This is a genomic window from Mesorhizobium sp. C264A, from assembly GCF_040324515.1.
Lineage (GTDB): Bacteria > Pseudomonadota > Alphaproteobacteria > Rhizobiales > Rhizobiaceae > Mesorhizobium.
On the sequence record NZ_JAMYVY010000001.1, the window covers coordinates 2,649,479 to 2,662,302 of the forward strand.

A 12,824-nucleotide genomic window follows, 5' to 3' on the forward strand; every position below is an offset into this window, starting at 1 on the left:
GACGATCATTGCGAGAGCTGCAGCCGACGGTCCGCCGCAACCGGCCCCGCATTAACCGAAGCGTTTCATCCTGTCACCAGCTTTTCGGCACTTGCCAGGCTGTTGCGCAACGGGCTGATCGAAGGTTGCACAGGCAGGAACCACCCTTCTCCGAGCTTCGGTCTATCGAAACAATGTCGCACCGCTGATCACCAGGGCCGAGTGGTTAACGAGCCTTGAAAAGATGGGCCTATGTTGAACGCATTTCAGCAACCTGAAATTTAACGATTTTGTGGGCATCTTCGGACCGATATTGGGGTCCTGGCAGGGGTGCTGAAGGCATGATCCGCAGATTTCTGAACGACAGACGCGGCAACTATGCCTTGATGACAGTGATCACCATGGTGCCCTTGATGGGCGCGCTGGCGCTTGCCATCGACTACACCGATCTCTTGCGCCAAAAGCAGAACATGCTGAACGCGCTGGATGCCGCCGGGATTGCCACGGCACAGCAGATCGTCACCGGGGCGACCGACACGGCAGTCAAGGCCTATGCGAAGGATTTCTTCGAAGCCAATCTCGGCCGCGTCAAAGCAGCCAATACGGCCCTGACGGTGACGCTTCCCAACAACAACGCAGGTGGTGGCACGCTGAAGCTGTGCGCCGAATTGACGTACCACCCCTATTTCCTGCCGGCAGCGGCCATGATGATCGGAAGAACCGCCGCCGACGTCACAACATCGGCATGCTCGGAGATCCGCCTCAAAAACACGCTGGAAGTGTCTCTCGTGCTCGACAATTCCGGCTCTATGAGCATCAACGGCTCCGGCACCGGCCAGCCGCGAATAGATTTGCTCAAGAAGGCCGCGACCGAGCTTGTCAATACAATGGCGCTCCAGGCCGCACAAATGAAGCAGGTGACCAAGCCGGTGCAGTTCTCGCTGGTCCCGTTTTCTGCGTCGGTCAATGTCGGCGCTCCGATCCCCCCGGCTCCATTGCCGACGTGGCTGGACACGACCGGCATTTCCCCGATCCATCATCAGAACTTCGATTGGTCGACGATGACAGCGGCGGCAAATGCCACCAAATGGATCGAAAAAGTAGGCAGCGTTTACTACCAGCGCGGCACGGGCTGGGGCACAGACAAAGACAAGGAGATGACGCGTTTCACCCTCTATCAGGACATGATGGCAACGACCTGTACGAAGAAAAACTCGAACGGCACTTGCAAGACCTCCGTCGTCGCCAAATACGAAGCCTGGAAGGGCTGCGTGGAGGCGAGGCCGTATCCCTATAATGACGACGACACGTCGCCGACCACTGGGACGCCCGCCACCATGTTCGTGCCGATGTTCGCGCCGGACGAAGCTGGCAATTTCTGGACCGACACAACTCGCACCAGCACATCGACGTGGGGTTACGCCAACAATTGGTGGATCGATTATTCCGACACGCTGACTGTCCCCAAACGCCAGGCGGATATGCGCAAGTATTTTCTGACAAAGCCCTGGGACGCAGCAGCCGCTGCGGCCGATGATGGACCCAATTCGGCATGCACGACCGCCGCGATCACGCCGTTGCAGGACATAACCACCACCGATGGCAAGAAAATCCTGACGGATGCCATCAATGCCATGGCCCCGACGGGCAACACCAACGTGCCGGAAGGGCTGGCCTGGGGCTGGCGGACGGTGTCGAGCAACGAGCCTTTTACGCAAGGCCGGCCGAACACCGAAAGAGGCAACGACAAAGTGGTCATCGTCCTGACCGACGGCGCAAACACCTATAGCATCGGCCCAAGCAACGACATGACCAGCAACTACGCCAAGAATGGATCGACCTACGCCGCCTATGGCTACACCGGCCCTAATTTTCCGAAGCCAGTGGAGCCTGCGACCCGCCTGTTCGTCAACACGACCGTCGCCAAGACAACCTATACGGCGACCAACTACACGGCCGCGCTTGACGAGCAGATGCAAACCCTTTGCGCCAATGCGAAGAATTCGAACATTCTCTTGATGACCGTCTCGCTCGACCTTGTTAGTTCCAAGCCGGCGGAAAAGACTGCCATAGATGCGCTCAAGAAATGCTCCTCGGATTCGCGCTTCCGCAAGGATCCGACCGACCCGAGCAAACCGGCGAAGCTGTACTGGAACGCGACCGGCGCCACCTTGTCGCAAAGTTTCAAGGAAATCGCCGACGAACTGTCGAACCTGCGCATCGTCAGCTGATCGGCGCGATCTTTCGAACAAGGCGCTCCGCCTCGGCGGGGCGTTTTGCGTTCGGCAGCTGGCGCATTTGGTTAGCGCCTGGTGAAGCGCTATCCGCGCAATCGAGCAGTTTCCCAAACCCGTCCTTCAACGTTTTGTGAAACTGTGGCGGCATTGAAGAATCCGCAGGCGGGGCCGCTTACATCACATGCGTGAACTCTGGCGCACATTCCGGCGTGACTTCTGGCGTGACCGCCGCGGCAATTACGCTCTGATGACCGTTGTGGCGATGGTGCCACTGATGGGCGGCGTGGCCATGGCCGTCGACTACACCGGCGTGGTCAGCGAGAAGCAGAGGGTGGTCAACGCGCTCGACGCCGCCAACTTCGCCACCGCGCGCCGGCTGGTGGAAGGCGCCACCGACGACCAGTTGCGGGCCTATGCGCTCGACTTCTTCAAGGCAAACCTCAACGACGTCGATCCCGCCGACACGACGCTCAGCGTTACGCTGCCCAGCAGCACGACCGGCGGCGGCATCGTCAAGCTGTGCGCCAGCCTGGTCTACAAGCCCTATTTCCTGCCGGCAGCGGCGATGCTGATCGGCAGGACGTCGGAAAACGTCACCTACTCCGTGTGTTCGCAAGTCCGGCTGAAGAACACGCTGGAAGTGGCCATGGTGCTCGACAATTCGGGGTCGATGTCGAACACGGGCACGGGTGCCGGACAAAAGCGCATCGACCTTCTCAAGCAAGCCGCCAAGCAGCTCGTCGACACGCTTGCCTTGCAGGCCGCGATGATCAAGCAGATCGACAAGCCGGTCCAGTTCAGCCTTGTGCCGTTCGCCGCCTCGGTCAATGTCGGCGCCAGCAACGACAACGCGTCGTGGATCGACGCCTACGGGCTGTCGCCCATCCACAATGAGAATTTCGCCTGGTCCACGCTTAACGCAGCCGACAAATATGCCCAGAAGATCGGCGGCATCTGGTACAAGAAAGGCACTGGCTGGGGTGAGCAGGAGGGGCAGATGCTGACCCGCTTCTCGCTCTACCGCGACATGAAGGTGGTCACCAGCCACGAGCGCATCGTCGGCAGCAAACGCGTGGTCTGCGACAAATATCGCGCCAATCATACATGCTCGGACAGCCACAACGAATACGACTACAACGACACATACGGACCGTTCGCCAGCTGGCAGGGCTGCGTCGAAGTGCGGCCCTATCCCTATAATGTCAACGACGCGCCGGCCTCCGGCGGACCGAACAACACCGGCACCGGCGTCGGCGATCCCGCGACCATGTTCGTGCCGATGTTTGCGCCGGATGAGCCGGGCAATCATTGGTACATAACGCAGGACCCCGACGAGGTGGCCCCCAAGACCTATGGCGCGGCCAACAGCTGGTGGAACGACGATCCGGCGAGCACCACCGGCAAGACCAGGCAATCCAACATGGCCAAATATTTCCAGCCACGGCCGATGAACGCGCCGGTGCTGGGGACGGGTGCCGGTCCGAATTACAGCTGCACCACCACGCCGATCACACCCCTGACCGACGTCGCCAACGCCGCCGGGCTGACAAAGATCAAGGCTGCGATCGACCTTATGGCGCCCAACGGCAACACCAATGTGCCGGAAGGCATGGCCTGGGGCTGGCGCACCGTCTCCAGCACGGAGCCTTTCACAGGAGGACGTCCTGAGACGGAACGAGGCAATGACAAGGTGGTCATCGTGCTCACCGACGGCGAGAACACCTATTCGACGGTGAGTTCCGACCCCGCCGGCAACAAGTCGACCTATGCCGGCTATGGCTATACCGGCGTCGGCTACAACGGCACTGCGGTCACCCGCCTGTTCGGCGGCACGTCGAGCGCCATCGGCCAGCTCAACTATTCGTCGAGCAACTACACCGCCGCGCTCAACGAGCAGATGGCGACGCTGTGCAACAACGCCAAGGCGGCCAACATCATGGTGATGACGGTGGCGCTCGATATGTCGACGACCGACGCCGGCGACAAGAGCGCGATGGAGGCACTGAAGACGTGCTCGTCGGACTCGCGCTTCCGCAAGGATCCGACCGACCCGAGCAAGCCTGCAAAACTGTTCTGGAACGCGACCGGCGCCACGCTGTCCGACAATTTCAAGGAAATCGCCAACGAGCTCTCGAACCTGCGCGTGGTGAGCTGAGGGTTGAACTGCTGATCTTCCCCCTTGCGGGGGAAATTGGCGGCTTCGCCGCTTTCGCCAATTTTCGACGCTGGCGCAAAGGCTCCCGCCATCATGCTCTTGCGGTGAGTCAAAACGCGTGCTCGGTATCGTCACCTCTTCCCGGAGATCGCCCGTGCCCGAAACCGCCAACCATCTCGCCTTCGCGCTGGTCTGCCTGGGCATGGTGCTGACGCCCGGGCCGAACATGATCTACCTGATCTCGCGCTCGCTGTCGCAAGGCCCCAAGGCCGGGCTGTTCTCGCTCGGCGGCGTGGCCGTCGGCTTTCTGTTCTATGTCGTATCGGCTGCGCTGGGCATCACCGCGCTGCTGCTTGCCGTGCCGTTTGCCTATGACGCACTGCGCATTGCCGGCGCGCTCTATCTGCTATGGCTCGCCTGGCAAGCGGTGCGGCCCGGCGGGCGCTCACCATTCCAGGTGCGCGAACTGCCGAAGGACAGGCCGCGCAAGCTGTTCGCCATGGGTCTAATGACCAATCTGCTCAACCCCAAGGTGGCGGTGCTTTATCTGTCGCTGCTGCCGCAGTTCATCTCGCTGGGCAAGGGCCATGTGCTGTCGCAGCTTCTGGTGCTCGGCGCCACGCAGATCTCGATCAGCCTGACCGTCAATGCCATCATCGCGGTAACGGCCGGTTCGATCGCCACCTTTCTTGCCGGACGGCCGCTATGGATGATCATCCAGCGCTGGATGATGGGCACGGTGCTCGCCGCGCTGGCGCTTAAAATGGCGACCGACGCGCAACGCTGATCGGACGCAGCGCGCCGAGACTACATCGGCCGCCGACCTTCCCATTCGAATCGGCCGGCCGAACCTGCACGGAGGCCAGCGATTGAGATTTTCGCAGCCCTGCCCGGCAAAAGCCATGATCGCCGCTAAGTCAGGCAGGCATGACAATGATCTGCACCACCAATCACCCGCTCGCGCAAACCCGCTCTGGCGCAGCAAGTCCAAAACCAAACAGGCGCCTACTGCTGATCGGCCTTGCAGCCATGGCCGGCCTCGCTGCTTGCAGCACGGTCTCGGTGCCGACCGGCGAAGGCGCCGGTGTGTCGTCCTCGGCCACCGCGACGCTGGCCGGCATCCGAGCTTCGGCCGGACTGCCGGCGCTGGTGCCGGACGCCCAGCTCGAGCAGGCCGCTCGGCAGCAGGCCGGCTATATGGCCTCACGCGAACGCATGAGCCACACGACGGGCTGGGGAAAGGATTTCGCGTCGCGGATGAAGGACAATGGCGTGCGGGGCGCCGCCGCCGAGAACATCGCCGAGGGCCGCTTCGACCAGCAGAAACTGTTCGACATATGGATGCATTCGGCTGGCCACCGCCGCAACATGCTCGATCCGGATTTCAGCCGCTTCGGCCTCGCCTATGTACGCGACGGACGCGACAGCGCCATCCGCTACTGGAGCCTGGTGCTCGGAAAATAGCAGCCAGCGGTTACGGCGCGAGCCAGCCGTCAGCCTTTCGCGATCAGCTCGCCGATATCCCCGGCCGACAGGGGTTCGCTGAAATAATTGCCCTGCACCTCGTCACAATTGTTCTTGCGCAGGAAGGCGACCTGGTCTTCCGTTTCGACACCTTCGGCCAGCACCCGAAGGTTCAACTTCTGCCCCAGGGAAATCACGGCGCCAGTGACCGCCTGATCGTTCTCGTCGGTCGCGAGATCGTTGATGAAGGACTTGTCGATCTTCAGCCGCGCCACCGGAAACGTCTTGAGGGCGCTGAGACTGGAATAGCCTGTTCCGAAATCGTCGATCGATATCTGCACGCCGAGCTTTTGCAGTCCGTTCATCGTTGCGACCGCCAGCTCGAAATCCTGCATGATCAGGCTTTCCGTCACTTCGAGCTCGAGATACCTCGCCTCCAGGCCGCTTTCCTTCAATGCGTTGACGACGCGGTCGATCAGGTTCTTCTCCCGGAACTGCCGCGCCGACACGTTGACGCAGACGGTTACGGGCGACAGACCGGCGCGCTGCCAGGCTTTGTTCTGCCGGCAGGCTTCGTGCAGGATCCAGTCGCCGAGCGGCACGATCAGCCCGGTCTCCTCGGCGGTCGGGATGAACATCGCCGGCGAAACCAGGCCTCGCGTCGGGTGGTTCCAGCGCACCAGCGCTTCGACGGCGAAAACCTGCCCCGATCGCAGATCCACCTGTGGCTGATAATGCAGAGCGAATTCCGACCGGGCGAGCGCGTTTCGCAATTCCTCCTGAAGCAGGAATTTTTCATGTGCCGTTGAGTTGAACTCCGGGGCATAGAACTGGAAATTGTCGCGGCCGAATTCCTTGGCGCGATACATGGCGGCGTCGGCATTGGCCAACAGCGTATCCGGGCTGGTCCCGTCCTTCGGGTAATTTGCGATGCCGATGCTGGCCGTCGTTCTCAGCCGATGCTCTCCGACAAGAACCGGTTCCGCGATCGCATCCCTGATCGTCTGCAGGGTTTCCGAGACCACATCGACATTGGTGGTTTGGTCGAACAGGACGATGACAAATTCGTCGCCGCCAAGCCGCACGACGGTGTCGGTGGCCTTCAAGCATCCAACCAAACGGCTGGCGACGGTCTTGAGGAGTTCGTCGCCGGCATTGTGGCCAAACGTATCGTTCACCAGTTTGAAATTGTCGAGATCGATGAACACTACCGTCATCCAGCGATTGTATCGCTGCGCGTAGAGGACCGCCTGGGAAAGCCGATCCTCCAGCAAAGCGCGATTGGGCAGGCCGGTCAGCGCATCATGGTTGGCCATGAAGTGGATCTGGTCTTCCGCCAGTTTGCGCTCGATCGCGATGCCGGCAATGTGTGTGGTGAACTCGATCAGGCGGGTCTCGGCATGGGTGGGTTCGCGCACGGTCATCGAATACATGGCAAAGGCGCCCAACACGACGCCCCGATGCGACAGGATCGGGGTTGACCAGCACGAACGATAGCCATGGGGTGCCGCCAGTTCGCGGTAATCGTCCCAAAGCGGATCCTGCAGAATATCGGTAACAATGACCGCTTCCCGCCGGTAGATGGCGGTTCCGCAGGATCCCACCTTGGGACCGATGGCCGCCCGATCGATGGCGCTCGTATAGGCTTTCGCCAGGCCCGGCGCCGCACCGTGACGCAAATGAATGCCGTCCTTGTCGAGCAGCAGGACGGAACCGAATATCCCCTTCAACTGAGCCTCGACGAAGCGCATGAGGCGGTCGAGCACGTCCTCCAGCGGCGCGCTCGTGGCAATCATTTCGAGGATCTGCGCCTGCCCGCTGCGAAGGACATCCGCCTGCTTGCGGGCGGTGATGTCGTGGGCGATGCCAACCAGGCCGAAGATTTCATTTTGGCGATTGCGCAACGGCACCTTCGTCGACGAAAGCCATTTGCCGTTCCCCGACGCATCGACGACAAACTCTTCCGCGTCGATCATTGGTTGTCCGCTCTTGAGCAGGCGCTGCTCGACCAGGCGAAATTTCCGCGCAACTTCCGGGGGGTGGAGATCAAAATCGGTCAAACCGATCATGTCGCTGGTCTTGTTGCGGCCGCTATCGGTCGCAAGGGCGCTGTTGACCACGACGAAACGGCTTTGCGTATCCTTGACCCAGAGATAATCGGGCACCCAGTCGATCAGCGCCTGCAGCGAAATGCGCTCGTCGACGATCTGCCGATTGGCGAGGAGTTCAGTGATGTCCTCATGCGTGGCGATCCAACTGCCATCGGGCATGGGCTGGTTACGGATCTGGATTGTGCGACCATCGACAAGTTTGGCGGTCCAGAGCCGCGAAGCCTTGCCCGAATTGATCGAGCGAGCCGTTGCGAGATAGGTGTCGGCGGCCGTCGCCGCCGTGCCGGCGGCAACGCGGCGTTCGACTATTTCGCTCAGTGTCACGCCAGGCCGCAATTCCTCGGGCGCAATGCGGTAGATTTCCGCATAGCGCCGGTTGCTCAGGATCAGGCGTTCATCGGCATCGAAAAAGCAGATGCCTTGCGAAATATTCTCGATCGCAGTCTCGAAGCGCAGGGTCTGCCCTTCGAGACCCGCAATGGTCGTGCGAAGTTCTCCCTCGAGCGTATCGTAGGAAACGTCAGCCAGTCTTGCCAATGCGGCTACGCCCACCGGCCCGCGCGCCCCGACGGATCTTCTGGATGACTTCGTGACCAAACAGACCTCCTCCGGTTTGGCACCTGAAACAAGAAAGGGCCTCTGTCGTGCCAGACGAAAGTCGACTGACAATGTTACAGATGTGCTAATTCAAGATGAACTGTAACGGAATTGGAGGCGTCAGCAACCAGATACCAAAGGTGCAAATGTCATTTCAAATCAACTTCCAACGGCTCATTATCGATATTCTTTTGCACACGCGGGTTTTGACGATCATCCGAGCAACAATCATCAGGGGCAACCAGCTTGCTGCCAGCGCTACCGGCGCCCGCCTCAATCCATATGCGCGGCAGGAGCGGCCGCGCCGGCCGGAGCGGTCTTCGGCTTGCGCAGCAGGAAGACAAACGGAATGGCAACCAGCGTCATCACCATCAGCAGTTTGAAGTCGTTGACGTAGGAGATCATCATCGCCTGGATGTTGACCATGCGGTCCACCTGCGAAAGTGCCGTCGGATCGCCGCCTGCTGCCGCCGGCGAGGCCGCCCACAAATTGGGGTTGAACGGGTTGATGAAAGCCGACAGTTCGGTGTGATTGACCTGCGTGTTGCGCACCATGAGCACCGTCACCACCGACACGCCGATCGACGAACCGAGATTTCGAACTAGGCTGAACAGGGCCGTGGCGTCGGTGCGGAAGCGCACGTCGAGCGTGGCGAAGGCCACCGTCGACAGCGGCACGAACACCATGCCCATGCCGAGGCCCTGGATGACGCCGGAGCTAAGGATCAGCCAATTGTCCATCTGCGGCGTGAAGGAGGACATGGTGTAGAGCGACTGCGCGGTGAGCAGAAAGCCGATGACGACGAGGATCCGGGCGTCGATCCTGCTCATGAGCCGCCCAACGACAAGCATCGAAATCATCGTGCCGACACCGCGCGGCCCCAGGACGACGCCGATGGTCACGGTCGGATAGCCGAAGATGGTCGACAGCATCGGCGGCAGCAGCGACATCGAGGCCAGGATCAGCACGCCCATGACGAAGATGAAGGCCAGACCGGTGACGAAATTGCGGTCGAGGAAGATCTTGGGGTCGATGAAAGGACGTTCCGCCGTCAGTGTGTGGATGATGAACACCCAGAAGCCGGTGATCGAAAGAGCAAGCTCGATCCAGATTTCGACCGAGGAAAACCAGTCGACCTCGCCGCCGCGGTCGAGCAGCAGCTGCAGTGCGCCGACGCCGAGCGAAATCATGGCGAAACCGAAGAAATCGAAGCTGCGTATCCGCCGGGCAATGACCGGCAAATAGGCTGCCATGCCGAGGAAGGCGATGATGCCGACCGGCAAATTGATGAAGAACACCCAGCGCCAGTTGAAATTCTCGGTCAGCCAACCGCCCAGCGTCGGACCCAGGATCGGCCCCAGCATGATGCCGGCGCCCCAGATGGCCATCGCCTGGCCGTGGCGTTCCCTGGGGTTGATGTCGAGCAGGAAGGTCTGCGACAGCGGCACGATGGCTGCGCCGAACACGCCCTGCATCAGCCGGAAGAACACAATGCTCTCCAGGCTCCAGGCAATGCCGCACAGCATCGAGAACACGGTGAAGCCGACAACCGCCGCCAGGAACAGTTCCTTGCGGCCGAAGCGGTCGGCCAGCCAGCCGGTCACCGGCGTCATGATCGCGGCGGCAACGATGTAGGAGGTCAACACCCAGTTGATGTTGTCGGGCGACGCGCCGAGGTCGCCGGTCATGGTCGGCAGCGCGACATTGGCGATCGTGGTGTCGAGCGCCTGCATCACCGTCGCCAGCATCAGCGCCACGGTGATCAGGCCGCGATGCGGCACTTCCTTGAAAGGTTCTGGTGTGGTCATGATGCGGAACTTCCGACAGGTAACAAAAACGTGTACATTAGGTTTCCGGGCGGCGAGGCCTTCTCTGGTGAAGAGACCCTCATCGCGGTGGGACGCGATCTATCGATGTGGGGGTTACATCGATCGATGGTCTCGACACATCAGGCGCTTGCCGCCCGGAAATCCAAGGTCCGAAGGATGGGCGCCGAGATGGTCCAGGTTGTGGGCAGGCCGCGATGCGGCCCGGTCCAATCCACCCCTCGTTCAACCTGCCGTCGGACCGATCCTGTCATCTCAACTTCACCTCGCCTGCGGCGGGCGTTCTGCCGGGCCGTGATCCTGCTTTTCGAGATCACGGTCCATTCACAGTCTATTGTGCTTCGCCTGCGGTGGCGTGGCCGAAGATAGCGGGGAACCCGCGGGCAACGCCGGTATCCACCGTAACCGAGGCGCTCATACCGGTGCGCAGCGCCATTTTGGCGTCGGCATCGGTCAGCTCCAGGCGCACCGGAATGCGCTGCGTGACCTTGACCCAGTTGCCGGTGGCGTTTTGAGCTGGCAGCAGCGAAAACTCCGCGCCGGTGCCGGCGCCGATCGCCTTGACGGTGGCCTCGAAAGTTCTGCCCGGATAGGTGTCGACGACGATCTCGGCCTTCTGGCCAGGCTTCATGTGGGTAAGCTGGGTTTCCTTGAAATTGGCATCGATCCAGGTGTCGCCGGTCTCGACCAACGCAAACAGCGGCGTGCCGGAACCGACATACTGGCCGACCTTGAACGAGGAGGCCTGGCTGATGACGCCGTCGGCCGGCGCCTTGACCGTGGTCTGCGCCAGATCGTAGGCGGCCTTGTCGCGCGCGGCGAGTGCGGCCATCACCGTCGGATGCTTGTCGGTCTCGATATCGGGATTGCCGGCGAGAGCCGCCTTGGCGCTGATGATGCCTTGCTCGGCAACGGCCAGTTGCTGCCTGGCCTTGTCGAGATCGTTCTTGGCCTCGTCCAGCGACGATTTGGCGTTGATGCCCTTCTGGGCAAGGTCGGCGGCGCGGTCATACTGCGACTGCGCGTAGTCGACCTGGCTGGCATCGGACTTTTCCTGCGCCAGCGCCTGGCTGTAGGCGGCGCGCAGCTGTTCGATACCGACGCGTGCGACTGCGACAGCCGCGTCGGCCTGCGCCAACGCGATCCGGTAGGGCTCGGGGTCGACGGCAAACAGCACATCGCCCTGCTTGACCTGCTGATTGTCCGAGATGCCGACCTGAACGATGCGGCCGGCCGTGTCCGAGGCGATCGACACCTTGGCCTGCTGCAAATTGGCGTTTTCGGTCTCCTGATAGCGGCCGCCGGTCACCCAGACGTAGCCCCCGCCAATGGCCAGTGCCGCCGGCAGGGCGACCATCAGCAGCAAGCGGCCGATGCGGCGCTTCTTGACCGGAGCCGGAGCGGGTTGAACCGGGGGAGCCACCGCGACAGGTGCTGCGGCCGGCTGTGCAGGCGCTTCGGCAGCAGGCTGTGCCGGCGTCTCGATCTTGGTTACATTCTCGTCTAGCTTGGCTGCCGCGTTCATGCTGCTGCCCCTTCCGTACTCTTCAAGGACGACGTCTCGCCGTCCGCCAGGTTTTGCACGATGGTGTCCAGCGCCCGGATCAGGACGCGGCGGTCGTCCGGCGAAACGCCGACCAGCGATTCCTCATAAACTTCGCCGGCAAGGCTTTTGACCTCGGCATAGGCCGCGTTCGCCTTGGCTGTCGGGAAGATCATGCGCACGCGCCGGTCAGTTGCATCGGAGCGCCGTTCGATCCAGCCGCCCTCCTCCATCCGGTCGACGAGGCGTGAAACGCTGATCGGCTCGATTTCGAGAAGTTCGGCGAGGCGAGCCTGGGCGACGCCGGCCTCCTTGGCGACGCGAACCAGAAGCCGCCATTGTGCCGAGGAAAGGCCAAGACCGCTGGCGCGCGCCTCGAAGCGCTTGCGCATGAGGCGCTGCACGTCGTGGATCAAAAAGCCCAATCTATCTATGCCGTCGGAAACCATGAGCGGTATATATTATAAGCGTGCTTACCATTCAAGGCGCCGCATTGCACCAGAGCCGAAAAAGAGGGATGGCAGCCATGCAGATGCGGTCATGGCACAGTCAATAACGGTTGCGGATGACCTCCCGACCGTGACGTGAATTGCCGTCGAGAACGCCGCGAGGAGAAAGGTCGTCATGCGCGTCCCCGCCACTGGCACACCTAGGCTTTCGGCGGCATTTTCGCCGGCGGGGAAGGCATCGAGCCGGCGGTGGTTCCACAGGGCATAGGCAAGGATGGTGCCCGCACCCAGCGCGCCCAGATATTGTCCCAGCGAGCCAGGCCGAGGCCGCCCAGCAGCGGCTTTCCACGATGGTGACCTGCCACAGTCGACCAGCGCCCTTCGATTTTACGACAGGCGCAATTTCGATCAAACTGGCCTCGCAAAAAGCCGGCAGCATGGAGTGGCCAAATGAGAGGAGAC

Annotated in this window: 8 protein-coding genes and 1 pseudogene; 4 read left to right on the forward strand and 5 right to left on the reverse strand. The window is 61.5% G+C overall.

The window, feature by feature from the left end:
* Positions 1-320: 320 nt before the first annotated feature.
* The 4 genes from NKL04_RS13000 (at position 321) to NKL04_RS13015 (ending at position 5,835) form a co-directional block, all read left to right on the forward strand.
* A complete protein-coding gene (locus tag NKL04_RS13000; protein WP_023694757.1) occupies positions 321-2,210 on the forward strand; it encodes a pilus assembly protein in 1,890 nt (629 codons plus the stop codon).
* Between the two features lie 187 nt (positions 2,211-2,397).
* Entirely contained in the window at positions 2,398-4,371 is a 1,974-nt protein-coding gene (locus NKL04_RS13005) for a pilus assembly protein (RefSeq protein WP_023700636.1), read from the forward strand.
* Between the two features lie 154 nt (positions 4,372-4,525).
* Positions 4,526-5,158 (forward strand): LysE family translocator, encoded by a 633-nt coding sequence (locus tag NKL04_RS13010; RefSeq protein WP_023700637.1) that lies wholly within the window; start codon positions 4,526-4,528, stop codon positions 5,156-5,158.
* A gap of 242 nt (positions 5,159-5,400) precedes the next feature.
* Complete coding sequence (locus NKL04_RS13015) at positions 5,401-5,835, forward strand: CAP domain-containing protein (protein ID WP_023700638.1); 435 nt, start codon at positions 5,401-5,403, stop codon at positions 5,833-5,835.
* A gap of 29 nt (positions 5,836-5,864) precedes the next feature.
* Here NKL04_RS13015 and NKL04_RS13020 read toward each other — a convergent pair whose 3' ends face one another.
* From NKL04_RS13020 to NKL04_RS13040, 5 genes and pseudogenes are all read right to left on the reverse strand, one after another.
* The gene (locus tag NKL04_RS13020) at positions 5,865-8,483 is read right to left on the reverse strand and encodes an EAL domain-containing protein (protein ID WP_023700639.1); all 2,619 of its coding nucleotides are present in this window, start codon (positions 8,481-8,483) and stop codon (positions 5,865-5,867) included.
* Between the two features lie 333 nt (positions 8,484-8,816).
* The gene (locus NKL04_RS13025; protein WP_023694754.1) at positions 8,817-10,352 is read right to left on the reverse strand and encodes a DHA2 family efflux MFS transporter permease subunit; all 1,536 of its coding nucleotides are present in this window, start codon (positions 10,350-10,352) and stop codon (positions 8,817-8,819) included.
* Between the two features lie 349 nt (positions 10,353-10,701).
* Complete coding sequence (locus NKL04_RS13030) at positions 10,702-11,895, reverse strand: HlyD family secretion protein (protein ID WP_023700640.1); 1,194 nt, start codon at positions 11,893-11,895, stop codon at positions 10,702-10,704.
* Positions 11,892-12,362 carry a MarR family winged helix-turn-helix transcriptional regulator gene (locus tag NKL04_RS13035; RefSeq protein WP_023705728.1) on the reverse strand — a complete coding sequence of 157 codons (471 nt, stop codon included), beginning with the start codon at positions 12,360-12,362 and terminating at the stop codon, positions 11,892-11,894. The genes NKL04_RS13030 and NKL04_RS13035 overlap by 4 nt, the downstream gene beginning before the upstream one ends.
* Positions 12,363-12,488: 126 nt before the next feature.
* Positions 12,489-12,697, reverse strand: a pseudogene (locus NKL04_RS13040) (iron chelate uptake ABC transporter family permease subunit); the annotation flags it as partial.
* Positions 12,698-12,824 lie beyond the last annotated feature (127 nt).

Bases quoted from the DNA above. Each gene is read 5' to 3' on its own strand.
- NKL04_RS13000 (WP_023694757.1), top strand. From the start codon at position 321: ATGATCCGCAGATTTCTGAACGACAGACGCGGCAACTATGCCTTGATG.
- NKL04_RS13005 (WP_023700636.1), top strand. From the start codon at position 2,398: ATGCGTGAACTCTGGCGCACATTCCGGCGTGACTTCTGGCGTGACCGC.
- NKL04_RS13015 (WP_023700638.1), top strand. From the start codon at position 5,401: ATGGCCGGCCTCGCTGCTTGCAGCACGGTCTCGGTGCCGACCGGCGAA.
- NKL04_RS13025 (WP_023694754.1), bottom strand. From the start codon at position 10,352: ATGACCACACCAGAACCTTTCAAGGAAGTGCCGCATCGCGGCCTGATC.
- NKL04_RS13030 (WP_023700640.1), bottom strand. From the start codon at position 11,895: ATGAACGCGGCAGCCAAGCTAGACGAGAATGTAACCAAGATCGAGACG.
- NKL04_RS13035 (WP_023705728.1), bottom strand. From the start codon at position 12,362: ATGGTTTCCGACGGCATAGATAGATTGGGCTTTTTGATCCACGACGTG.